Raw genomic sequence first — 24550 nt, 5'->3', positions numbered from 1 at the left:
CCCCCTCCAGAATTTCCATGTCATCCTATGACCTCGCGGGTCAGCGCCCGATCGCCGATTCGGGCCCGCCGCCGTCCGCGCTCCGGCTAAGATCATCGGGTTAGGTTAGCCTTACCTGATTCCGGGGGTGCCTCGACGTTGCGGCTCTACCTCACCGCGCTCAAACCGACCGACTCGGTGACCGCCGGCTTCCTGCCCGCCGCGCGTGCCCTGGGCTGCGAGGTGACCGTGCTGACGGACCGGCCCGAGCAGCATCCCGGCGCGGTGGCCTGCGACGTCCGCGATCCCCGCGCCCTGATCGACACGGTCGAGCGGCTCGGCCAGCCGGACGCGATCTTCTCCAACTCCGACCACCTGCAGGCGGAGACCGCGCTCGCGGCCGACTACTTCGGGCTGCCCGGCAAGGACTGGCGGGCCTGCCTGGCCGCCAAGAACAAGTTCCTCATGCGCCGCGCGCTGCGCGAGGCCGGGATCGAGCGGGTCAGGTCCGCCCGGCTCGCGCCCGGCGATCCCGTACCGGAGGGGTGGCACCTCCCCGTGGTGCTGAAGCCCAGGGAGGGCGTGGCCAGCGAGGACGTCGTCCTCGTCGAGAAGGACCTCCCCGGGGCCGTCGCCGAGGCGCGGCGGCGGCGGCCCGGCCAGGCCCTCGTCGTGGAGGAGTACCTGGAGGGCCCGCTGCGCACGCTGGAGACCCTCGGGGACGGCGCGGAGGTGCGGGTGCTCGGCGGGTTCGAGACCCGGCTCGGGCCGCTGCCGCACTTCGTCGAGGAGCGCCTGGACTGGGCCCCGCCGCAGGACGGGGCCGCCGAGCACGTGCTGGCGGCGCTGCGGGCGCTCGGCGCCGGGTTCGGGGCCTGCCACACCGAGTACGCCCTGACCGCCGCGGGCCCGCGGATCATCGAGATCAACTACCGCGTCATCGGCGACACCTGCGACTTCCTGCTGGCCGACGTGCTCGGCATCCCGCTGTTCGAGTGGATCCTGCGGACACACCTCGGCGAGCGCCTGCCCCAGGCCGGGCCGGCTCCGGCCGGGCACGGCTGCGCGGTGAGCGTGGTCGCCGACCGGCCGGGAACGGTCAAGGAGGCCCCCGCCGACGAGTACGTCGACCGCGACGGCGTCCGCCTCTGGCACCGCCCGCTGCGCGCCGAAGGCGACCAGGTCTCCGTCACCGGCACCAACCGCGACTACCTGGGCGTCATCCGGGCGGTCGGGCCCTCGAGGGCGCGGGTGGACGCCGCGGTGACCGCGTACCAGGCGGCCCGGCCGTGGGTGGTCGGATGAGCGAGCGGGAGGCTTACCTGGCCGCCCGGGTGCTGAACGCGCTGCTGCGGGAGGACTACGGCGGCCTGGCCGGGCGGGTGACCCGCACCAAGGACGGCGTGGGCCTGCTGCTGGCCGACGGGCGATGGGCGCGGCTGGAGCCCGGCCTGCTGTTCCAGGACTTCGTGGTGGCCGGGGACGAGCGGCTGGGGCTGGAGCAGGTGCTGGAGACGCTGGTGGAGGTGGCCGACCCGGCCGACTCCGAAGGCGTCGCGGCCTTCTTCGAGGAGTGCCTGGCGGCGCTCGCGGGGCTGGAGCTGATGGACGCGCACGCGGCGGAGGTGCTGCGGGGCGGGCCCTCGTACGAGACGCTGGCGGCGCTGGCGGACCATCCGGTCTACCCGACGTCGCGGGCGCGGGTCGGGTTGTCGGAGGAGGAGCTGCTGGCGTACGCGCCGGAGTTCGGGCCCCGGTTCCTCCTGCGGTGGGCCGTGGCGCCGCGTGACCTGCTCGCGCCGGGCTCGGCGGCGTCGCTGCCCGCCGAGCTCACGCCGCCCGGCGTCCGTCCCGAGGGGGTGCTGTTCCCCGTGCATCCGCTGGCCGTCGAGCATGTACGCAAGATCGACGGCGTACGGGTGCTGGAGGAGGAAGCGCTGGAGGTGCGGCCGACGCTGTCCATGCGGACGGTGGAGGTCGATGCGCGTACGCATCTCAAGCTGCCCCTGCCGATCAGTACGCTCGGCCTGCGCAACCGGCGCTCGATCAAGCCGGGCTCGCTGGCCGACGGCGCGCGGGCGGAGACGCTGCTGCGGCGGCTGGCCGGCCCGGACGTCCTGCTGGCCGACGAGCAGACCTACGCGGCCACCGGGGACGAGCACCTGGCCTGGATGGTGCGGCGGCTGCCCGAGGGCACGATCGTGCCGGTGGCCGCGCTCACCGCGCCCGGTGTGGACCTCGGCCACCTCGTCCCCGCCTACCTGCGGCTGCTGCTGCGCTGGAACGTCGAGCTGTTCGTCCGCTACGGCGTCGCCCTGGAGGCGCACCAGCAGAACCTGGCCCTGGTCCTTCAGGGCGAGGAGCTGAAGCTGCTGGTCAAGGACAACGACGGCCTGCTGGCGTCGCCGTCGCGGCTGCGCGCGGCCGGGATCGAGGCGCCGGCGTTCGCCGACGAGCGGATGCTGACCGACGACCCGCACGCCCTCGCCGACGTGTTCGTCACCATCACCCTGCACCTGTCGGCCGCCGCCGTCGCGTTCGGGACGCTGCCGCCGGCCCGCGCCGCCGCGCTGCTGCGCGACAGCCTCGCCGAGGCGCTGGACGAGCACGGCGACCACCCCATGGCCCGGCTGTTACGCGCGAGGACCCTCGACGCGGTCCGCCTGACCGGCAAGTCCATGGTCACCGCGGGAACGCTCGCGCCCAAGTGGCGCACCGGCGCGCGCGACGTCAACAAGCACTACGGGACCAGCGGCCCCAACTACCTGAGGAGAGCCTGAATGCCCGGACCGGCCATCGACGCGCCCTGCGCGCCGGCCGAGGAGGCGACGCTGGCGGCGCTGCTGCGCTGCTGCGTCCGGGAGGTGGCCGGGCCGCGCGGCCTGGTGTGGCCGGCGCCGCCGAACCTGCTGCTGCGGGTCGCGGGGACGCTGCTGCGGGTGCGTACGTACGGGGGCGCCGCCCTGCGCTTCGACGGCCCCGCCGAGCGCCTGGACGCCGGGGCCTGGCGTCCGCTGACCACGGCCGAGCTGGTGGAGCTGGTCCAGGCCGAGCTCGGCGGGCACAACGGCGAGTTCGCCGGACAGGTCGCCGCCAGCAGGGACGCGGTCGCGGCCATCCTGCGCGCCAGGGCGGCGGCCGAGCCGCCCGCCGACCCGTGGCTGGCCTCGGAGCAGTCCCTGGTGTACGGGCACCCGTTCCATCCGAGCCCGAAGGCGCGCGGCGGCGACGGCTGGCTGCGCTACGCGCCGGAGGCGCACGCCGCGTTCCCGCTCCGGCTGCTGGGCGTGCGCGCGCCGACCACGATCGAGGAGGGCGAGGTCGGGGCGCTGGACGGGCTGGGCCGCGCGCCGGACGGCTACCTGCTGCTCCCCGCGCACCCGTGGCAGCTCGACCTGCTGCGGCCCGCGCTCGACGGGGACGAGCTGATCGACCTCGGCCCCGGCCCCGAGGCGGTGCCGACGTCGTCGGTGCGTACGCTCTACGTCCCGGACGCGGGAGTCTGCCTGAAGTTCTCCCTCGACGTGCGGATCACCAACTGCGTGCGCAAGAACGCCTGGTACGAGCTGGCCGGCGCGGTGGAGCTGACCACGCGCCTGGGCCCGGTCTTCGAGCGGGTCACGGCGGCGCACCCGGCCACCCGGTGGCTGCCCGAGCCCGGCTACCGCACGGCCGCCCGGCATCCCGAGGAGCTGGGCGTGATCGTCAGGCGGAGCCCGTGGGAGGTGTGCGACCCCGGGGTGACGCCGGTGCTGGCCGCCGCGCTCGCCCTGGACGCGCGGCCGGCCGAGTCGCCTGCTGGGCCGCTCGCCTGGTGGCGGGCGTACGTGGTGAAGGTCGCGCTGCCGGTGCTGGAGCTGTTCTTCGCGCATGGCGTGGTCCTGGAGCCCCACCTGCAGAACGTCCTCGTCGGGCTGGACGGCGACGGGATGCCCGCCCAGGCCGTCTTCCGCGACCTGGAGGGGACCAAGCTCGTCGCGGGCCGGCACGACCTGTCCGGGGTGCGGCCCGAGGTGGCGGCGGCGCTGACGTACGACGCCGGGCGCGGCTGGGCCCGGGTCGTCTACTGCCTGCTGGTCAACCACCTGACCGAGATCGCGGCGGCCGTCGCCGGGCGCGACGACGCGCTGCTGCGCACGCTGTGGGAGGCCGCCCGCGAGCTGATCGCCGGGCAGGCCGACGCGCTCGGCCGGCCGCTGCCGCTGTCCGACCTGCTGGCGGGCGCGCCGCTGCCGGCCAAGGCCAACCTGGGCGTGCGCTGGGCGCGAGCCGCCGACCGCGCCGCCGGGTACGTGCCGATCGCGAACCCGCTCGCGTGATCCCCTTGATCCCCGGCCGGGTCAGAGAGTCCGCCGCCGCGCTCCCGGCACCGGCCTATGTCTACGACCTGCCGGGCCTCGACGCGCACGCCGCGGCCGTGCGGCGGGCGCTCGCGGGCGTCGAGCTGTACTACGCCGTGAAGGCCAACCCCGACGCCGAGCTGCTGCGGGTGCTGGCCGGGCACGTGGACGGGTTCGAGGTGTCGTCGGGCGGCGAGCACGCGCACGTCACCGGCCTGTTCCCCGCGATGCCGGTGGCGCTCGGCGGGCCCGGCAAGACCGACGCCGAGCTGCGGCTGCCGCACCACCGCCTGCACGTCGAGTCCCCGAACGAGCTGCGCCGCCTGCGTGCCACCGGCCTGCCCGCCGACGTGCTGCTGCGGATCAACCCTGACCTGCCGGTCGAGGGGGCGGCGCTGACGATGAGCGGGCCGTTCGGGATGGACGAGGCGGGCGTGGCGGAGTGCCTGCCGCTGTTCGGGGGGCGGCTGCGGCTGCGCGGCCTGCACGCACACCTGGCCAGCGGCCTGGACGCCTCTCAGCTCCTGCGCCTGGCCGCGCGGCTGCTCGACACCGAGCACGAGGAGGTCAACCTCGGCGGCGGCATGGCCGTGTCGTACGCCGAGCCGGAGCGCCGCTTCGACTGGGTTGCCTACGGCGCGGGCCTGCGGGCCCTCGCGAAAGGGCGGCGGCTGCGGATCGAGCCGGGCCGGGCGCTGACCGCGTACTGCGGCTACTACGTGACCCGGGTGGTGGACGTGAAGCGGGTGCGCGGCCAGGCGTACGCGATCCTGCTGGGCGGCACCCACCACCTGCGTACGCCGGTGACCAAGGGCCACGACCAGCCGTTCGAGGTGCTGCCGACGGGCGCGGGGCCGGGCGTGACGGACGAGCCCGTGACGCTCGCCGGTCAGCTCTGCACGCCGAAGGACGTCTTCGCGCGCGCCGTGCCGGCCTCGCTCAGGATCGGCGACACGGTGGTGTTCGCGATGGCCGGCGCCTACGCCTGGAACATCTCACACCACGACTTCCTCATGCACCCGAAGCCGGCTTTCCGTCATCTTCGTTCCTGACGCTCTCCACGAGCGCGACCAGCCCGGCCTCGTCCAGCAGGTCGACCGGGCGGACGGTGCGGCCCGCGCGTACGTAGTGGAAGGCCGCGCCCACCCGCTCCAGCGGCACCCCGGCCAGGTGCGACCAGGCCATCCGGTAGGCCGCGAGCTGCACCGACGCCGCCTTCGCCGCCTTGCCGCGCGGCGGCTGCCCGGTCTTCCAGTCGACGACCTCGTAGCCGCCGTCCGGCGTGGCGAAGACCGCGTCCATGCGCCCGCGCACCAGCCGGTCGCCGATCATGGTCTCGAACGGGACCTCCAGGTCCACCGGTCGCCGGTCGGCCCACTCGCTGCGTTCGAAGCGCTCCTGCAGCTCGGCGAGGCGCACGTCGGCCTCCTCCGGCTCCAGCTCGTCGTAGAGCTCGAAGTCGTCGATGAGCCGCTGCTGGTCCCAGCGCGTCTCCAGCCACCGGTGGAACGAGGTGCCGCGCCTGGCCAGCGGCGCCGGCTTGACCGGCACCGGGCGGCGGATCCTGCGGGCCAGCTCGCGCGGGTCGGCGGCCAGGGTGACCAGCGACGAGACGGTCAGCTTGGCGGGCAGCTCGACGATCGTGGGCGGGCGGCGCAGGTGCCGCTCGCGCTCGCGCAGCAGCAGGTCGGTGTCGCGTTCCCAGGCCCGCATGCGCTCCTGCTCGTAGGCGCGTACGGGCTCGTCGTCCTCGTCGTCGTCCTCGCCGAGCGCTCCGGACAGGACGTCCTCGACCAGCCGGGCGCCGTCGAGCACGGACTCGTAGCGCAGGCCCTCGGGCGTGACCGGCCAGACGGCCTCGGCGGGCTCGGCGAGCAGCGGGTTGGCCGCGCCCTCGGCGAGGCCGCCGGCCCAGACGGCGACCCGGTCGGCGGTGTCGCGGATCTCCAGCAGGAACTCCGAGGGCTCCAGCGGCTTGGTGGCGCTGCCCCAGCGGTAGCCGGAGGCGATGAGGTGGTAGTGGGCGCGGGTGACGGCGACGTAGGCGAGCCTGCGCTCCTCCGTCAGGTCCCGCTCGCGGCACAGCTCGTCGAAGACCGCGAGGTCCTCCTTGCCGAGCCCGCCGAGCCGCGGCAGGTCGGCGGCGTCGCCGCGCAGCGGGTACGGCAGCTTGCGCGGGTTCTCCGTCCACCGGCTGTTCATGACCGGCGAGGCGGGGAAGACGCTGCCGGTCGAGACGTGCCCCTTGGAGTTGACGAGCTGCGACAGCCCCGGCACCACCACGACCGGCCACTCCAGGCCCTTGGAGGCGTGCACGGTCATGAGCTTGACGCTGTTGCTCTCGCCGACCCGCCCGGCCTCCAGCCCGAACTCCTCGCTCTCGGCCGCCTGGAGGTAGGCGAGGAACGCCCCGAGCGTCGGGTCCTCGGCGTCGCCCGCGAAGCGGGAGGCCGCGTCGATGAAGGCGTCGAGGTCGGCCCGCGCCGCGAACGCGCCCGCCGTGCCGCTGCGGGCCGCCACCTCGATGTCGAGGCCGAGCCTCCGCTCCACCTCGGTGATCAGGTCGGGCAGCGGCTGCGCGGCGTGCGCGCGGAGCTGGCGCAGCTCGTGCGCGAGCGCGACCAGCCGGGTGCGGGCCAGCGGGGAGAACGCCGCCAGCCACTCCTCGCGGTCGGGCAGCTCGTCGAGGGCGTCCACCAGGCTGCCGCGCTCCTCGGCGAGGTCGGCCACCACCTGGTCGAGCGGGTCGGTGGCGCGCTCGCTCTCGCTCAGCTCGCGGGCCAGCTCGCGCGCGCACTCGCCGAGCACCCGCAGGTCGGCGGGGCCGATCCGCCAGCGCGGCCCGGCCAGCAGCCGGGCGAGCGCGTCGCCCGCGGTGGCGTCGTAGAGCACGCGGAGGGTGGCGACGATGTCGCTGACCTCGGGCACGGTCAGCAGGCCGCCGAGGCCGACCACCTCGACCGGGATGTCGCGCTCCTCCAGCGCCCGGCGCAGCGCCGGGAACTGGGAGCGGCGGCGGGCCAGGATCGCGACGTCCTGGGGCTGGAGCGCGAGGGTCTTCTTGCGCTCCTTGTCGCCCCAGGGCAGGCCGTCGGGGGCGACCTCCTGGCCGAGGATCTTCGCGATGCCGTCGGCGACCCACGTGGCCTCGTCCTCGGCGGTCTCGTGGAAGGCGCAGGTCACCCGGCCGCGCTCGACCCGGTTGGGACCCGGCACCAGGACCGGGACCTCGCGCGCCTCCATGCGCAGCGGGAGCTGGACGCGGGCGGCCACGTCGAGCACCCGGTCGCCGTTGCGGAAGCTGACGCTGAGCTGGCGTACGGGGGCCGGATCGCCCGCGGCGGTGCGGAAGTCGCGGGCGAAGCGGCGCAGGTTGCCCGCGGACGCGCCGCGCCAGCCGTAGATGGACTGGCAGGGGTCGCCGACGGCGGTCACCGGGTGACCGCCGCCGAACAGCGAGCGCAGCAGGACGAGCTGGGCGTGGCTGGTGTCCTGGTACTCGTCGAGCAGCACGACCGCGTAGCGCTCGCGCTCGATCTCGCCGACCTCCTTGTGGCGGGCCGCGATCCTGGCGGCGAGGGCCATCTGGTCGCCGTAGTCGATGACCTCCCTGCGGCGCTTGAGCCGTTCGTACGCCTCCACCAGCGGCAGCAGCTGCTCCCTGGCCGCCTGCACGGCGAGCGGACGGCGCTGCGCGAGCGTGGCGCGGCCGGGCACGCGGCCCAGCCACTCGCGCAGCCGCTCCCCCACCTCGCGTACGTCGTCGGGGCCGCGCAGGTGCTCCGACAGCTCGCCCGCCAGCTCCAGGAGGGCCGCGGTGACCGAGGGCGGGCCCAGCTCGACGCGGTCCATCGGCCCGTCGTAGGCGGCGACCACGCGCGAGGCGAGCTGCCACGACACGGCCGGGGTGACCAGGCGCATCGTCGGCTCCAGGCCCTCGCGCAGCGCGTGGTCGGTGACCAGGCGGGCGGCGTAGGCGTGGTAGGTGGAGACCGTGGGCTCGTCGTCGAGCGCGCCGGGGTCGACCAGGCCCGCCTCGGCCAGCCCGGTCAGGCGCTCGCGTACGCGGGTGGCGAGCTCGGCGGCGGCCTTGCGGGTGAACGTCAGGCCCAGCACGTTCGCGGGCTTGACCAGGCCGTTGGCGACCAGCCAGACCACCCGTCCCGCCATGGTCTCGCTCTTGCCCGAGCCGGCTCCGGCCATGACGACCATCGGCTCCAGCGGCGCCTCGATGACCGCCGCCTGCTCGCTCGTGGGGGGAAGGACGCCGAGCTTCTCGGCGAGTTCGGCGGGGGTCAGCACACCTGGCCCCCGTTGTCGTTGACCGGGCAGCTCGACCGGGCCGCGCAGGTGCGGCAGCCGTCGTTGACCTTGGCCTGGAAGAACGGGCCCGACATGCCGGTGGCCACGGTGTCGACGAGGTCGGCGGCCCAGCCGGGGTTGGCGTCGTCGGCCAGCGCGCCCTGGCGCTGCTCCAGTGCGTCGTTCTTGCCGCCCGCCTTGCCGAGCTGCACCAGGGCGGCCCCGCCGGGCTCGGTCATGCCGTGCCTGGCGAAGGCGCCGAGCAGCGCGGCGAGCTGGTAGACGCCGAGCTGCGGATGCCGGTCCAGCTCGCCGGCCTTCGGCTTGGAGCCGCCGGTCTTGAGGTCGATGATCACCGCCCGGTTGTCGGAGTCGCGCTCGACGCGGTCGACCCGGCCCTTGATCTGCACGCCCTCGGAGATCGTCGCGGTGAACGACTCCTCCAGCGCGACCAGCTCGCGCGGGTTCTCCTTGTGCCAGCGCAGGAACTTGCCGATCATCTGCTCGGCGACCTGGCGCTGCTTGCGGTTGTACCAGGTGCCGCCGAAGTCCAGCTCGTGCCAGACCTGGTCGAGGCGCTCGCCCAGCAGGTCCTCGCTCGGCAGGTCGGTGGCGGCCAGCACGGCCAGGGCGTGGATGACGTTGCCGAGACCCTGGGCGGTGCTGGTGCCTGCCGCGCCGACGGCGGTCTCCAGCAGCCAGCGCAGGCCGCACTTGGTGAAGCTCTCCACCGCCGACGGCGAGATGCTGACGACGCCCTCGGGCCAGCTCAGGGGGCGGTCGTCGGTCATGGGCGTGAGGGCGTACCAGTCGTTGGGGTGGGCGCCTTGGACGCCGGCGGCGGCCAGGCGGGCGAGCTGCCTGGCGGCCTTCCTGCGGACCTTGGCCGGTTTCGTCGGGTCCGTCACGGCGCTGCGCAGGTCGGCCACCAGCGCGGACATGTTGAGCCAGCGGGCGCGGTCGTCCACGGTGGCGGTCTCGACCTCGCCGGGGGCCAGCTCGGACAGGAACCGCGAGGGACGCTCGTCGGTGTCCTCGCCGCCGACGGCGGTGACGACCAGCCTGCGCCTGGCCCGCGTGGCGGCCACGTAGAACAGCCGGCGCTCCTCGGCCAGCAGCTTGGAGACCAGGGACGCGGCGTTGGGCTCGCCGCCCTCGACGGTCTCGACGAGGTCCTCCACGCCCAGCAGGGAGCCGCGCAGCCGCAGGTCCGGCCAGACGCCCTCCTGCACGCCCGCGACCACGACGACGTCCCACTCCAGGCCCTTGGCGCGGTGGGCGGTCAGCACGCGTACGGCGTCGCCGTCGGGGGCGCGCTCGGCCAGGGTGTCGCCGGGGATCTCCTGGGCGGCCAGGTCGTCGATGAAGACCTCGGGGCCGGCCTTGGGCATGCGGTCCACGAACTTGGCCGCCTGGTCGAACAGGGCCACCACGGCGTCGAGGTCGCGGTCGGCCTGCGCGCCGCGTGGACCGCCCGACATGGCGAGGTCGCTCCAGCGGGAGGCGAGCCCGGCGGCGTCCCAGACGGCCCACAGCAGGTCCTCGGCGGTGCCGCCGGAGGCGACCGACTCCCTCGCCACGCCGAGGAGCCGCGCCACGCGCTCGGCGGGCAGCGCGACGTGCGGCTCGATCCTGGTCAGCTCGCGGGCGTCGCGCACGGCCGCGACCAGCAGCTCGCCGGACGAGCGGGCCTCGCCCTGCTCGGACGCCTCGTTCTCGGCGATCTTGAGCGCCCGGCGCAGGCGGCGTACGCCGATCATGTCGGTGCCGCCGAGCGGGCCGGTCAGCAGCTCCTCGGCCACGTTCTCGTCCAGCAGGGCCGGGTCGAGGGCGACCTTGAGCACGGTGAGCAGCGGGCGCACACCCGGCTCCTGCGCGATCGGCACCTCGTCGCCGGCGATCATCGTGGGCACGCCGGCGTTGGTCAGCGCGCGGCGCAGCAGCGGCACCTGCCGCTTGGCCGAACGCACCAGGATCGCCATCCGGTGCCACGGCACGCCCTCGATCAGGTGGGCGCGGCGCAGCGTGTCGGCCACGATCGCGGCCTCCTGGCTGGTGCTGTCGGCCAGCAGCACGCGTACTTCGCCCTCGGGCAGGCCGGGCACCGGCACCAGGTCGCGGTGGTCGTGCCGGTGGTCGAAGCCGGGGGCGACGGGCAGCTTGGCGGCCAGGCGGCGGCTGGCCCGCAGCAGGCCCGCGCCGCTCCTGCGGCACACGCGCAGGGCCAGCACGGGCGCGTCGCGGCCGTCGAGGGTGCGGAAGCGCTGCGGGAAGCCCATGATGCCGTGGACGTCGGCGCCGCGGAAGCCGTAGATCGACTGGTCGGGGTCGCCCACCGCGACCAGGTCGCGGCCGTCGCCCGCGAGGTGGTGGAGCAGCAGTTCCTGGGCCGGGTCGGAGTCCTGGTACTCGTCCACGAAGACCGCCTCGTGCGCGGCCCGCTCGCGCGCCCGCACCTCCGGCCTGGCCAGCAGCGCCGAGGCCGCGCCGACCAGCTCGGCGTAGTCGAAGGTCTCCTCCGGGTCGAGGTCGAAGCGGTCCTCGTAGCGCTCGGCGAAGCGGCCGGCCGCCACCCAGTCGCGGCGGCCGTGGCGGCGGCCCAGCTCGACCAGGCGGGGGCCGTCCAGCCCGCGCTCGTTGGCCCGGGACAGGAAGTCGCGCAGCTCCTCGGCGAAGCCGCGGGTGCGCAGCGGCTCGCGCAGCGACGCCGGCCAGTCGGGCGCGCCGTTCTCCAGCTCTCCGTGGAGCAGGCGGCGGATCTCCAGCAGTTGCTCGGGGCCGGTCAGCAGGCGCGGCGGGGCCTTGCCGGCGAGGACCGCCTCGCGGCGCAGCAGGGCGTAGGCGTAGGAGTGGAAGGTCATCGCGAGCGGGGTGCGGGTGGTGCGGCGCAGCCGGGCGGTGACACGCCTGCGCAGCTCCTCGGCGGCCTTGCGGCTGAAGGTGAGGATGAGCGCCCGCTCGGGGTCGAGGCCGCGCCGCTCGATGCGGTCGACGACGCTCTCGACGATCGTGGTGGTCTTGCCGGTGCCAGGACCGGCGAGCACGAGCAGCGGGCCGCCGGGATGCCCGACCACGGCACGCTGATGCTCGTCCAGCACAGGGGGCACATCAGGGGCGGTGTTGCCACGTCGTACCAGGCGCCAGGTCTGACCACTCACAGCACTAGATTCCACCAGACCACAGGGGTAGATCGTGCCGAGTTGCCCGGTCTTCTCGCGCGAACCGCCTACGTTAGCGGCGGAAATCGCGGAAATCGCGACGACACGCCGAGGTCCCGGGCCCCGGGACCTCGGCGGACGCCCTCTTTAGGAAAAGAGGTGGTCCACGACACGGACCGTCGCCTTGCCGTCGTCCCGGGGAGCGAAGGTGGCGCGGAAGGCGTCGTAGCGGTCGGCGTGGGCGGCCGCGACCTCGTCGATCGAGCGCAGCGCCTCGACGACCTGCGCCGAGGTGGACAGCACCGGGCCGGGGGCCTGCTCGGCGAGGTCGAGGTAGAGGCCGCGCTTGTTGGCGTATTTGACCTGGTCGTAGGCGTAGAGGACGATCGGGCGGCCGGTGGCGGCGAAGTCGAACATCACCGAGGAGTAGTCGGTGACCAGGACGTCCGCGATCAGCAGCAGCTCGGCGATGTCCGGATATGTGGTGACGTCACGCGCGATCTCGGGGACCGCGGGGACGGCCTGCATCGGGTGCGCCCGGACCAGGATCTCGTGGTCGGCCCCCAGCGCCTCGCGCGCCTTGGCGAGGTCGAGCTTGACCATCGCGTTCTTGCGGTCGTAGTCGCGGTAGGTCGGCGCGTACAGGACGACCCGCTTGCCCTCCGCCAGGCCCAGCCGCTCGCGCACGGCCGCGGCGAGCTCCTCGCGGTCGGGCGAGTTGAGCACGTCGTTGCGCGGCAGCCCGCTCTCCAGCACCTCGCCCTTGTAGCCGAACGCCTTGCGCAGCACCGGCGTGGCCCACGGCGACTGCGACAGCAGCAGGTCCCAGCCGCGCACCTCGGCGGCCTGGCGGTGCCAGATCGGCGGCCTCGGGTCGCGCTGCATGTGCGGCAGGTCGTTGCCGACGTGCTTGGCCGGGGTGCCGTTCCAGGTCTGCACCACCACCTGGTCCTCGCGGGCGCGGAACCAGGTGGGCAGGAACGCGTTGGTGATGATGTGCCGGGAGCGCGCCAGTGCGGCGTGGTGCTCGCGGCTGCCCGCGCGCACGACCGTGGCCGGGCCGGGCGGCACGAAGGCGCCGTCCTTGACGATCCAGATGTGCTCGCGGTCGTCGCCGCGCCGCAGCCGCTCCTCGTAGATGGCGCGGACGCTGTCGGCGTAGAGGCGGCCGTCGTTGACGACGTAGACGGTGGCGTCGTTGAGCGGCTCGGTGCGCTGCGCCGGGTAGAAGACGCGGCGCAGCACGTGGGTGCCCGCCACGCCGCGCTCGTCCGCGGGCCGGGCCTCCTCGACCGTGACGACCGGCACGTCGAAGCGGGTGGAGAGCATGCGGTAGACGCGGCCGTCGAGCGTGCGCGGCTCCTCGTCCAGGCCCGCCAGCGCGGCGTGGTCCATGCGCAGCGGCACGATCTCGCCCGACGGGTGGCGCAGCGACAGGTTCCAGGTGCCGGCGGCCAGCGGCACAGGCTCGCCGAAGCGGTCCATCGCCGAGGGTGCGACCCGGACGGAGAAGCCCTCGCCGGACCGCTCCATCGGCAGCTGGTAGGACAGCCCCGACCGGTGCCGCAGGGTGAGCGTGCGCGGGCCGGGCGCGTCGGGGTAGCGGCCGCTCAGCACCAGCGCCGAGCCCTCCCACACGGCCGAGGTGATGACCGGCCTGATGCGGTGGGCGGAGACCACGACGCGGTCGCGCCGGTCGCCGAGCACGGTGATCTCGCGGTCGCCCACGACCTCGCGGGCCTCGGGCAGGTCGGCCAGCATGACGGAGGCCGCCGGGTCGCCCTTGGGCTCGACCCAGAGCCGCCGCCCGTCCTTCTCCTGGAGCAGGGCGGGCACGGCCAGCCCGACGACGACCTCGGTGCCGCCGGTGACCGGCGTGAACTCGGCCGCGATGCGGTGGCCGCCCAGCCGGGCGTGGCCCTTGGTGACGGTGCGGCCGGGCAGGGAGACCCTGAGCTCCAGGCGCTCGCCGTCGAGGGTGACGCCGGTCAGCTCGGCCCGGTTGGGCTGGAGCACGACCTGGAGCGCGCGGTCGGAGGTCCAGACCGGGCGCACCCACCAGCCGGGCTTGAGCTTGAGCCCCGCCGGCCGCTCGGGGCGGCCCAGCGAGGAGCCGCGCAGCAGGCCGGTGGCGCGGGCGCCGCGGCTCCAGAACACGATCTCGGCCCGCCACGTCGTGGTGTCGGGCACCGACGGGCGGTGCCGCATGCGGCGGCGCACCGCCGACACGACGTTGCGCACCGCGCCGCGCCAGCGCAGCGGCCACGGGCGCAGCTCGGCGGAGAAGCCGGACCAGTCGTAGTTGCAGCCGGGCTCGCGTGCCCCGTGGGTGGCCTCCGGCTCGTACGTCCGCCGCGTCCGCATCCGGATCGGCGGCAGCCAGCGCGGCCCGCGCAGCACCACGGTCGCCCAGTTGGCGCGCCTGCTGCGCACCGACAGGCCCGCCAGGTAGGCGAAGCCGGTGACGCGCAGCTTGCCGTCGACCCAGGCGATGTCGTCGATGTGCGTGACGGGCACCATGTCGGCCCGGCGCAGCCGGTAGAGGTCGGGCGCCAGCTCGTCCTGCAGCGGCAGGTCGGCGTACCAGCGCAGGCCCTTGCGGATGCGCCTGGACGGCTCGGCCGCGGCCTCGACGACCTTGACCAGCGTCTCGCCGTCGATCAGCTCGTCGTCGGGACGGGTCTCGATCAGGTGGACGATCACCCGCCGGGCGACCGGCAGGTCGCGTTTGACGCCCGCGTCCACGGCCGCGAGGTAGGGGCGCACGAGCGCCAGCATCTCGCGCCGCCGCGCGGGACCGCGTTTGACCGCGAGCTCGATCCGGCCCCCGAGGGGACCGCTGAGCACCTCGGTGTCGAACGCCGCGTCGCGTCCGCCGGGGCCGACCGCTCGCATGACCGCTTCGAGAGGCTCGCCACGATCGCAGAGATCCTGGACAGCCTTGAGGCGGTCGGCGAGGGGTTCGCCGCCCTGGCTCTGGGCTGTGACGCCGGTGGCCATAGGGGAGGCACCGCCTTTCGGGCCGCCATCAGTGTTCTGCCCATGGTAATGGGCGTCACATGTCACGAAATCGCCCGATCAAGGAATCCGCTGGTCAGGACCCTTACTGAAACTTCGCTGAAGGGTCCGCCCCGTCGTCTGCCGGGCGGCCGTCCCAGCGGGCGCGGCGCATGTCGACCCGCTCGCCGCGCAGCGGGGTGCCCTCCTCGCGCCAGTGGGCCAGGCATTCGCGCAGGTGGTCGGGCGCGGCGCCGCTGCCGTCCGCGTGCACGACGCGCCACCAGGGCACGCCGCCTCCCCAGGTGGACATCACCTTGCCGACCTGACGGGGGCCGCCCTCGCCGAGATATTCGGCGATGTCGCCGTAGGCCATCACCTTGCCGGGAGGGATGCGCTCGACCAGATCGAGCACCCGCTCGGCGAAGGGGTTCAGGGGGTCCACGCCGCCGGTCCGGCGTCCACGATCTCCTCGAACTTGCCGAGCTCGGCCACGCTGCCGCCGCTCTCGACCTCCATGACGCCGTCGCGCAGCCGGTAGACCTCGCCGTCCTCGCCCACGAGCCGGGCGCCGAGCGCGGCCGACAACCTCAGGAGCTGGGCCACCTGCCAGTCGGAGCCGGGCTCGCCCACCACCAGGCCGGTCCAGCGGGCGACCTGGTGCGTACGCCCGTCGTGACCGATGACGATCTCGTCAGATCCGCGCAGCTCGAATCCGGCCGGCGCGATGGCCTTCGCCAAGTCCGCGAAGGCGAGTGGCGACTCGCGTACCACTCGCAGCTCGTATCCCATGACGGGGGACCATAGCGGATCTTTCATGACTCTCTACGCTGATTCAGGACGACGATCGCACCACAGAACGTGATGAGCGCCACAAGCGTGCCGCCTCCGTAGAGCCAGAGCCGCAGCGGGTCGGGCCCCGGCCTCTGGGGCACCGGCGCCTCGCCGCTGCCGAAGTGCTCCTTGCCGCTCGGGTCGACGACGCCGCTCGGCCGGCCGGCCAGCGCGTCGGCGGCGTTGAGCGCGGCGGCGGCGTCGACCACGCCGAAGCCGATCTGGTCGTCGTAGCCGGCGGCGGGCCGGCCGCGGGCGCCGGTCGCGAGGGCCTGCGCCACCTGCTCGGGCCGCAGACCGGGATGCCGGGACTTGATCAGCGCGGCCACGCCGGAGATCAGCGCGGCGGCCGAGCTGGTGCCCTCCGACAGGTCGTAGCCGCTCCCGCGCCTGACCACCGGCACGCCGACGCCCGGCGCGGACACCAGCACCGACAGGTTGTCGCTGCTGAACGAGGCCCGCCTGCCCTGCTTGTCGGTGGCGGCCACGCCGATCACGCCCGGATAGCCCGCCGGGAAGCTCCAGTAGGAGGTGCCCTTGTCCTGGGCGTACTGGGTCAGGCCGTCGTTGCCCACGGCGGCGACCAGCACGACGCCCTTGTCCAGCGCGTACGACACCGCCTCCCGCTCCGACCTGACCGGGCCGTACGAGCCGATCGACATGCTGACGACCTGCGCCCCGTGGTTGGCCGCGTACCGCAGGGCGCGCGCGAGCGGGCTCTCCGCGGCGGTCTCGGCGTCGGGCGCGGGCGGGATGCCGATCACCGGCTCGTCGTCGGTCGCCATCGGCAACGACAGGATGCGCGACTCGGGCGCGATGCCGATGAGCCCGCCGCCGGTCCCGGAGCCGGCGATCAGGGCCGCCATGGCGGTGCCGTGCCGGCCGGGCGGCACGTCGTGCACGGCGGTGCCCGAGGTCATGTCGGGGCCCTTGGTGACGCGGCCCTTCAGCTCCTTGACGGTGTCGTCCACGCCGCTGTCCACGACCGCGACGGTGATCCCGGCGCCCTTGGTGACGCTCCACGCCTGCTCGACGTTGAGCGCGTCCAGCACCCACTGCTGCTGGTCCCTGACGGGGGTGGCGGCGGTCTGGCCGGTGAGGGCGAGCAGCACCGCGGCGACGGCGCGCGCGGCGGTCAGCACACGTTTCCCTGCGTGCAGGGCGGGACCTTGGGCGGGTCCGCGAGGAAGTAGGCGATCTGGTTGCCGATGGACTTGCCGGCCGGCCACAGCTCCGGGTGCAGGATCTCCTCGGGCGGGATCGCGGCCCTGGTGCGCCCGTCGGCGTAGCCGCCGGTGGAGAAGACGAGGTAGGGGCCCGCGCCGACCCAGCTCGTACGCTGCCGCTGCTCCGGCCCGAAGCGCTCGCTCACCGTGCCGGGGAAGGCCACGGGCAGCACGCCCACGCGGTCGTCCTGGGTGAGCTCCTCGCCGGCCGACATCCTGGACTCCTCGTCCTTGAGCACGGCCACGCCGACGGTGAAGACGAACGACGCCGTCTGGTCCATGTACGTGGCCCGCAGCATCGTGACGCAGCCGTGGCTGCGCAGCACGTCGGCCACGGGGGCGTCGACGCCCTTGGCGCACTCGGTCTCGGGGGCGATGCCGACCCGGCGGGCGTACTGCTGGGCCCGGTCCAGCCCGAGGTACTTGACCTCGTCGGGGAAGACGCCGGTCGTCGGCCACGCCTGCCAGCGCCGGGCGATCTCCTCCTGCTTGTACTGGTTCTGCTCGGCGGGGGTGAGCGGCCGCGAACGGGTCTCGCTGAGCAGCCCGATGGTGCCGAGCAGCACCACGGCCGCGGACACGGCGACGATGACGCCGAGCAGCGTCACGAAGATGCGCCGGTACTGGATGCCCTGCTGGAGCTCCAGCAACTCCGCGCGCTGCCGCGCGGCGCTCGCCCGCCTGCGGCCGTCGCCGGCCGGCCAGGCGCGCACCCGAGACCCGCGGCCGGTGGCGGCGCCGAGCGGATTCCTCCGACCCGGCGTGGCTTCCTCTCCGGCGCGCGGCAACCCTGACGTCGTCCTACGTGCCTTCACCACCGCCTCGTTCCCGGTTCGGTCTTGTGTCTAGTTCGTCCCCCTACGGGGACAGATCATGCGTCATGGGGGCTGTGCGCCCGGCGTACCCGTCTGACCAGGGTGAATATGACCCCCAGCGAGGCGAGCGCGCCCGCGCCCGCCGCCGTGGCGATGGCCGCAGAGACGGCCACCCGCCGGTCGTCCCGTACGACGACCCTGACCGGGCCCGTCCGGCCCCCGGCGAGGGGGCGGCCGGGATCCTGGACCGCGGCGCCGGTGGCGACCGCCGTGTGGCCGGCCAGCCGGTCGGCCGCCGAGAGGGCTCTGGCGGCGCTCACGACGCCGAAGCCCGTGGAGGTGTCGTAGCCGCCCGGCGGACGGTCGAGCGCGCCGGCGGTGAGCGCCTGCGCGACGAGCGGCGGCGACATCCGCGGGTGCCGCGCCTTGATGAGGGCGACGACGCCGGACACCAGCGCGGTCGCCTGCGAGGTGCCCCGCCCCACCCAGTACTCGTCGCCGGGGCCCGCGCCCATGATGTCCACGCCGGGCGCGGCCACCTGCACCGAGGGGTTCCAGTTCGAGAACGCGGCCCGGCGCAGCCGCCGGTCGGTCGCCCCCACCGCGACCACGCCGGGGAAGGCCGCCGGGTAGGAGTAGGGCGCGTAGTCGCGCATGAGCTTCCTGTCGCCCTCGTTGCCCGCGGCGGCCACCAGCACGACGCCCTTGGAGATCGCGTAGCGGACGGCGGCGCGCTCCTTCGCGGTGGCGAGCTCCTTGGAGATCGACAGGTTGATCACGTCCACCCCCTCGTCGACCGCGTACCTGATGCCGCGCGCCACGACGTCCTCGAAACGCTCGGCGGTGTTGAACTCCCGGAAACCGGGCTCCTCGTCCTCGAGGATGACCCTCACCGACAGTACGTCCGCTTCGGGCGCGACGCCGATGATCCCCCGTTTTCCGGCCGGCCCGTGCCCGTGGCCGGCGATCAGCGAGGCCATGTACGTGCCGTGCAGCCTGCGCGGCGGCACGCCCGGCGGGTTCGCGCCCGCCGTGAAGTCCTTGCCCGTGCGCACCGAGCCGGTCAGGTCGCGGTGGCCCGGGTCCACGCCGGAGTCGAGCACGGCCACGGTCGCGCCCGCGCCCTTGGTCACCTGCCACGCCTTCTGGAGCTCCAGCGTCTCGATGACCTGGCGCTGCCCGCTGCGTACGTCGTCGGGGTAGGCGGGCGGCGCGCCCAGCAGCAGCGCTCCCACCGCCGCCCCTGCGGCGAGCACCGGCCGCGGCACGCCTCTCAGCACGCCTCGGTGACTGCCCCGCCTCAGCACTGCCATTCCTCGCCGCCGCAGTCCGGCATGGCGGGGGTGCTGAGCGCGGCGAGGATCCGCTCGGAGATCTCGACGGCGAACGCGAACACCGCGGGCCGCGGCTCGCCGACGGCGCTCCCCGGCCGCCCGTCCACCTCGCCCGCCGTGGTGAGCACGAGGTACGGCCCCGCCTGCCCGACCGATCCGGCCTGACGGACGGCGGGCGTGAACCGCTCGGCGACCGTGCCGGGAAAGGCCAGCGGGAGCAGGCCGGGCACGGGCTCGCCGCCCTCGGGGAAGACGGCACGCGCGCGGGCGGCCTGTCGCTCGTCCGGCAGAGCCGCCACGCCGACGGTGACGAGCACGCCCTGCAGAGCGTCGAGGTACGTGGCCCGCAGCAGCCCCCGGCAGCCGGCCAGGCGCAGCCCCTCGGCCGCCTCGGGGTCGGCGTGCGCGCAGGAGGTGTCGGGCGAGATGCCGACGCGGCGGGCGTGCTCCTCGCCGCCCTGCTCGGCGGAGTAGGCCAGCGTCGCGGGGAACACCCGCCCGGCGGGCCAGGTGCGCCAGCGCTCGGCGACCTCCCGCGTGGCGGCGGCGCGCAGCTCGGCGGCCGTGGGACCGCGCGTGAGCTCGGTGCCCGCCGAACCGCCGGCGACCCCGGCGGCCACCGCGCAGACCAGGGTCAGCGCGGAGGCCGCCACCAGGGTCGGCCAGGGCCGGGACGTGTTCACGTCATCGACCTTAACCAGGGCGTCACCGGAACACCCCGCAAAAATGCCGCGATATGCCTAATAGCTGGGCAGGCTCGGGTCCACCGTCTTGACCCAGCTCAGCACGCCGCCGCCGACGTGCACGGCGTCGGAGAAACCGGCGTTCTTGACGACCGCCAGCGCCTCGGCCGAGCGCGCGCCCGACTTGCAGTGGAGCACGATGCGCTTGTCCTGCGGCAGCTTCTCCAGGGCCGAGCCGTTGAGGAACTCGCCCTTCGGGATCAGCGTGGCGCCGGGGATGGAGACGATCTCGTACTCGTTGGGCTCGCGGACGTCCACGAGGAAGATGTCCTCGCCGCGGTCCTGCATGCCCTTGAGCTCAAGGGCGGTGATGGTGGAGCCCGTCGCGGCCTCGGCGGCCTCGTCCGAGATCGCGCCGCAGAACGCCTCGTAGTCGTCGAGGAGCTGGGTGAGCGTCGGGTTCTTGCCGCACAGGACGCACTCGGGGTCCTTGCGGACCTTGACGTCGCGGTACTTCATCTCCAGGGCGTCGTAGATCATCAGCCGCCCGACCAGCGGCTCGCCGATGCCGGTCAGCAGCTTGATGGCCTCGTTGACCTGGATGGAGCCCACCGACGCGCACAGCACGCCGAGCACGCCGCCCTCGGCGCACGACGGCACCATGCCGGGAGGCGGGGGCTCGGGGTAGAGGCAGCGGTAGCACGGCCCGTGCTCGGCCCAGAAGACGCTCGCCTGGCCGTCGAAACGGTAGATGGAGCCCCAGACGTACGGCTTGCCGAGCAGCACCGCGGCGTCGTTCACCATGTAGCGCGTGGCGAAGTTGTCCGTGCCGTCGACGATGAGGTCGTAGCCGGAGAAGATCTCCATCACGTTCTCGGTGGTCAGCACCTCGTTGTGGACCACGACCTCGACGAGGGGGTTGATCTCGCGGATCGAGGCGGCGGCGCTCTCGGCCTTCGGCCGGCCCACGTCGGACTGGCCGTGGATGACCTGACGCTGCAGGTTGGACTCATCGACCACGTCGAAGTCGATGATGCCGAGGGTGCCGACGCCCGCCGCCGCGAGATACAGCAGCGCGGGCGAGCCCAGGCCCCCGGCGCCGACGCACAGCACCTTGGCGTTCTTCAGCCGCTTCTGCCCGGCCATGCCCACATCGGGGATGATCAGGTGGCGCGAGTAGCGGCGCACTTCGTCGACGGTCAGCTCGTCTGCCGGCTCGACCAGCGGTGGCAACGACACTTCAATACGCTCCCGTTTTCGGGGTCTCATCTCACTGTGAAACCTAGCTGGGCAGTGGGGCATTCCCCAATCGAGTCTCACGGATCAGACGGCCTGCTTCGGCCGCCACGACCTGCGGCATCTCCATCATCGCGACGTGGCCGGCGGTCGGCAGCAGCACGATCCTGACGTCGCGGAAGGCCCGCCACGCCCTGCGCGCCATCGCCGGGCGGACGAGCCGGTCGTGCCGGCCGTGCAGGATCAGCGTGGGCGCCTCGACCTTGGCGGCCTGGCGCCAGAGGTTGTCCTCGCCGCGGCGGAAGTACTCGGCCACGATGCCGCGGGCCGAGGCGATCATGGCCTCGCCCGCGTACGGGAGGTCGTCGCGGCGGCGCAGCTCGTCGATGGCGTCGCGCAGCCGGACGGGGTGGACCGCGCCCATGTCGGCCCAGACCATCGCCATGGAGGCGGTGACGCGCTGCTCGGCGGGGATGAGCTGCAGCTTGCCCGCCACCCACTCCCCCAGCACGGGGATCGCGGCGGCGGCCACCCGGGCGGGCCCGTAGCGCGGGACCAGGTCGGGCAGCGCCGGGGAGACCAGCGTGAGCGAGCGGACCAGCTCGGGACGGCTCGCGGCGACCCGCACGGAGACCGCGCCGCCCAGCGAGTTGCCGAACAGGTGGGCCGGCCCCGTCTGCTCCAGCAGGGCGATCACGGCCCTGGCGTGCCCGGCCACCGTGTAGTCGCCGTCCGGCGGCGCCGGGGAGAAGCCCGCGCCCGGCAGGTCGAGTGCGTGGCCCCTGACGGTGTCCTTGAGCTCGTCCATGAGGTCGGTCCAGTTGGTGGCGGACCCGGCCAGGCCGTGGACGAAGACCGCCTGTTCTGACGGGCCCTCGGGGGTGGACCGGACGTGCAACGAGCCGATCGTGCGTCCCGGCCAGTGCGGGATCGGCTCCGCGACCATGCGTCCTCCTCGTCGTTCATGGAACGCGGGGGTGCGTTCCCCCAACGATAACCATCGAGTCTAGAAGCGGCCCAAAAAGGGTCAGAACGGTCTTTACCGGAACATCGTCCGCCGGCCTCGACAGGGGCGAGTCGTCCCGACATGTCCAAGAGACCGGTAAAAAGCCGACGGATGTCGTTTGTGAGGGTCACCGGCGGAAACATGTCAGGCAGCGCCACGGATGGTGACTCGTTCGGCACTGACCGTATTCAGCGGGGACAGGCCGGCACGGAAGCATTGTCCGGGCGTACGTCTATTTCTTTGGGTGTGAAATGACGACCGCCGTCATTGTGTGACCGCGAATGTGCTACCCGTCGGCGGGTGCCCACGGGGGCCATTCCGGTCCGGCGGCCGGCCGGAGTGTTCGCGGCCATTCTCACCGCGCGAAGTCGCGCCGCTTTGTGCTGCCGCTTTTGGCGAATCCGGCAAATCGGACATTTCATCTCATTTCATGGGATAGACATGTAATGCAAGCAATAGGATTCTTAATACACAGCAAAATAGGGTGATCCCAGTTTGCCTGCCCGGCCCTGCGGAAATGACATGCAGCGGATGACTCTTAAGCAGCCGTCCAAGACCTTTTTCAGGTACCCGGAAACGTCTGAAACGGGGCACTCGATCCTTTAGGGGGAAAACGCAATGCCCAAGCTCAAGAGCCTTATCACCGGTCTCGCCTTCAGCACGGCGATGACCGGCGCCGCGGTCGCCATGGGGACCCCGGTCGCCAACGCCACCCCGGTCACCTCTCTCGTCTCCGTCACCACCGGCGACTGGGACGACGACGACACCCTGGGCGATGGCCTGGTCGACGGCCTGGGCACCAACCTGGGCAACAACTGGGGCGGCAACTGGAACAACTGGGGCGGCGGCTGGGGCCACCGCCGTCACGAGCGCTGCCACCGCCGGGGCGGGGGCGGCTGGGGCGGCTGGGGCCGTCGCGGCGGAGGCAGGATCTGCGTCGTGGTCCGCAACCACAACCGCAACATCAACGACCAGTTCGAGTTCGACCGCCACCGCCGTCACCACCACAACTTCGACGACGACAACGGGGCGTAATGGCGCGTCCGTGAAGCAACGGCGCAAGGAGTAAGGGGCCGTTTCGCACGACCGCCGGAAATCCGTCCATGAAACGGATGAAGGCGCCGTGATGAATGGCTTGTCTCAGGTCGGTCCGCACGAGCGCGTGCGGGCCGGCCTGAGATCTCTTTTCTCCTTACCTGCCACGGCACATTATCTTCGAGGGCCCCGCCGGCTGACAGCCGGCGGGGCTCTCGTCGTGCTTTTCCAGACTTTTCCCTATGTCACAAACCGGCAAAAGTGGACAATTCCGGTTTGTGTGGGTTGGTGGCCGGTTATATGAAGAGTGCGGATGAACGGACTCGTTCCGAACATCCCCCGCCCACACACAGGACGGCAGCAATCAGGCTGTTCAGGAAAGGGCGGTACGGGGCAATCGATCCTTTAGGGGGAAGACAAAATGCCCAAGCTCAAGAGTATTGTCGCGGGCCTCGCCCTCAGCACGGCGATGACCGGAGGCGCGGTCGCCGCGAGCGCGGCCACCTCTGCCGCAAGCGCCGCCACCCAGATCACCACGCAGACCGCCATCCAGACCGGGTGGGGCTGCGGCGTCCGCCGCCGCTGCGGCTGGGGCTGGCGCCGGGCCGGCTGGGGCGGCTGGGGCCGCCGGGGCCACGGCCGCATCAGGGTCGTCGTCGTCAACAACAACACCAACGTCAACAGCAACCAGCACCGCCGCTTCCGCCACTTCAACGGCGACGGCGACTGGGATTAGCGGCCAGGCCGGAGCCTGAGGTCTCCTGCGGGAGCCTTCCCAGGTGGTGAACCTCCGGCCGATGAAGCCGCGAGTGCCCGTGTTCACATGGTGAACACGGGCACTTCCTTATGCCGGGGTCGCCAAGGGAACGTGCCCATCGAGACCCCGGCCGCGTCGTCAAGGACCCCTGATGGCCGGACAGCCCTGAGCGGCGTCTCCGGGGCCGGCCGATCCCCCCGATCCCCCCTGGCCCACCGGACGCCGCCGACGCCCCCAGATTCGCGCTCAGCCCCTCGCACCACCCGCCCGAGGAACCTGACACGAGAAGGCCGTTCTTCCGTGACACGCAAATGAGGGTCCCCCGGCGGATGCCGGGAGACCCTCAACAGGATCACCAGGGAGACGAGGAAAAGGAATTCGCCCTCAGCGGGCCTTTCCTTCTTCCACCGTCACGCGACTGGATCAGTCGGTGTCGGTGTCGGCGTCGCTGGTGGTGGCGAGCCCACCGGTCACGCCGTACTCCCCGTTGTACATCGGGTTGTGGTGGTGGTGATGGTGGAACCGGCGGTCATGCTCCCGGCGGTTCGTGAAGGTGCGGTTGAAGTTGAAGTTGTTGTTGTGCACGTTCACATGCGTCCTCTGGTTGTGGTGGCGGCGCCCCCACCCGCCCCAGCCGCAGCGGCTCCGGTAGCCGCAGCCCCAGCCGGTCGTGACGGTGGTGCCCGTGCCGATCTGGGTGGCGGCGCTGGCGGCAGAGGTGGCGGCGCTCGCGGCGACCGCGCCACCGGTCATGGCCGTGCCGATGGCGAGGCCCGCGAGAACACTCCTGAGCTTGGGCATTGCGTTTTCCCCCTAAAGGATCGATTGCCCCGTACTCGATCTTTCCG

At 73.2% G+C, this 24550-nt stretch carries 18 protein-coding genes; 6 read left to right on the top strand and 12 right to left on the bottom strand.

Annotated features, from left to right (window positions below):
* Positions 1–138 precede the first annotated feature (138 nt).
* From AC27IY_RS45865 to AC27IY_RS45850, 4 genes are read left to right on the top strand one after another with little or no spacing between them, the layout of a single operon-like run.
* Entirely contained in the window at positions 139–1284 is a 1146-nt protein-coding gene (locus AC27IY_RS45865) for an ATP-grasp domain-containing protein (RefSeq protein WP_487181812.1), read from the top strand.
* Entirely contained in the window at positions 1281–2759 is a 1479-nt protein-coding gene (locus tag AC27IY_RS45860; RefSeq protein WP_423452554.1) for an IucA/IucC family protein, read from the top strand. The genes AC27IY_RS45865 and AC27IY_RS45860 overlap by 4 nt, the downstream gene beginning before the upstream one ends.
* Positions 2760–4298: an IucA/IucC family protein gene (locus AC27IY_RS45855; RefSeq protein ID WP_487181811.1), complete on the top strand. Its 1539-nt coding sequence runs from the start codon at positions 2760–2762 to the stop codon at positions 4296–4298.
* On the top strand, positions 4295–5371 hold the full coding sequence (locus AC27IY_RS45850) for a type III PLP-dependent enzyme domain-containing protein (protein ID WP_487181810.1): 1077 nt from the start codon (positions 4295–4297) through the stop codon (positions 5369–5371). Before AC27IY_RS45855 ends, AC27IY_RS45850 begins: the two co-directional genes overlap by 4 nt.
* On the opposite strand, the gene AC27IY_RS45845 is transcribed toward AC27IY_RS45850, so the two are convergent.
* The 11 genes from AC27IY_RS45845 to AC27IY_RS45795 all read right to left on the bottom strand — a co-directional run bounded on the left by AC27IY_RS45845 (position 5331) and on the right by AC27IY_RS45795 (position 21850).
* Entirely contained in the window at positions 5331–8621 is a 3291-nt protein-coding gene (locus tag AC27IY_RS45845) for an ATP-dependent helicase (RefSeq protein ID WP_487181809.1), read from the bottom strand. The genes AC27IY_RS45850 and AC27IY_RS45845 overlap by 41 nt on opposite strands.
* A complete protein-coding gene (locus AC27IY_RS45840) occupies positions 8615–11719 on the bottom strand; it encodes an ATP-dependent helicase (protein ID WP_423452550.1) in 3105 nt (1034 codons plus the stop codon). Before AC27IY_RS45840 ends, AC27IY_RS45845 begins: the two co-directional genes overlap by 7 nt.
* A gap of 207 nt (positions 11720–11926) precedes the next feature.
* Positions 11927–14674, bottom strand: a complete 2748-nt coding sequence (locus tag AC27IY_RS45835) for a CDP-glycerol glycerophosphotransferase family protein (protein WP_487181808.1) — start codon at positions 14672–14674, stop codon at positions 11927–11929.
* A gap of 208 nt (positions 14675–14882) precedes the next feature.
* Complete coding sequence (locus AC27IY_RS45830) at positions 14883–15221, bottom strand: MGMT family protein (RefSeq protein ID WP_423477139.1); 339 nt, start codon at positions 15219–15221, stop codon at positions 14883–14885.
* On the bottom strand, positions 15209–15568 hold the full coding sequence (locus AC27IY_RS45825; protein ID WP_344210551.1) for a Maf family protein: 360 nt from the start codon (positions 15566–15568) through the stop codon (positions 15209–15211). Before AC27IY_RS45825 ends, AC27IY_RS45830 begins: the two co-directional genes overlap by 13 nt.
* A gap of 23 nt (positions 15569–15591) precedes the next feature.
* Positions 15592–16752 (bottom strand): S8 family peptidase, encoded by a 1161-nt coding sequence (locus tag AC27IY_RS45820; protein WP_487181807.1) that lies wholly within the window; start codon positions 16750–16752, stop codon positions 15592–15594.
* A complete protein-coding gene (locus AC27IY_RS45815) occupies positions 16746–17549 on the bottom strand; it encodes a hypothetical protein (protein ID WP_344210555.1) in 804 nt (267 codons plus the stop codon). Before AC27IY_RS45815 ends, AC27IY_RS45820 begins: the two co-directional genes overlap by 7 nt.
* A 158-nt stretch (positions 17550–17707) precedes the next feature.
* Positions 17708–18931: a S8 family serine peptidase gene (locus AC27IY_RS45810; RefSeq protein WP_487181806.1), complete on the bottom strand. Its 1224-nt coding sequence runs from the start codon at positions 18929–18931 to the stop codon at positions 17708–17710.
* A 20-nt stretch (positions 18932–18951) separates the two neighbouring features.
* Entirely contained in the window at positions 18952–19668 is a 717-nt protein-coding gene (locus AC27IY_RS45805; RefSeq protein ID WP_423452547.1) for a hypothetical protein, read from the bottom strand.
* A 57-nt stretch (positions 19669–19725) separates the two neighbouring features.
* Complete coding sequence (gene moeZ / locus AC27IY_RS45800; protein WP_344210561.1) at positions 19726–20907, bottom strand: adenylyltransferase/sulfurtransferase MoeZ; 1182 nt, start codon at positions 20905–20907, stop codon at positions 19726–19728.
* 43 nt (positions 20908–20950) lie between these two features.
* Positions 20951–21850 (bottom strand): alpha/beta fold hydrolase, encoded by a 900-nt coding sequence (locus tag AC27IY_RS45795; protein ID WP_344210563.1) that lies wholly within the window; start codon positions 21848–21850, stop codon positions 20951–20953.
* A 678-nt stretch (positions 21851–22528) separates the two neighbouring features.
* Here AC27IY_RS45795 and AC27IY_RS45790 point away from each other — a divergent pair.
* Both AC27IY_RS45790 and AC27IY_RS45785 read left to right on the top strand, forming a co-directional pair.
* Entirely contained in the window at positions 22529–22945 is a 417-nt protein-coding gene (locus AC27IY_RS45790) for a hypothetical protein (RefSeq protein WP_423477137.1), read from the top strand.
* A gap of 421 nt (positions 22946–23366) precedes the next feature.
* Complete coding sequence (locus AC27IY_RS45785; RefSeq protein WP_449951323.1) at positions 23367–23681, top strand: hypothetical protein; 315 nt, start codon at positions 23367–23369, stop codon at positions 23679–23681.
* Positions 23682–24125: 444 nt separating this feature from the next.
* On the opposite strand, the gene AC27IY_RS45780 is transcribed toward AC27IY_RS45785, so the two are convergent.
* Positions 24126–24503, bottom strand: a complete 378-nt coding sequence (locus AC27IY_RS45780; protein WP_487181805.1) for a hypothetical protein — start codon at positions 24501–24503, stop codon at positions 24126–24128.
* Positions 24504–24550: the final 47 nt, after the last annotated feature.

The sequence above is a fragment of the Nonomuraea sp. B208 genome, assembly GCF_057536035.1.
The sequence above is the reverse complement of the archived record's forward strand: the minus strand, read 5'-3'. Positions and strand labels throughout refer to the sequence as shown.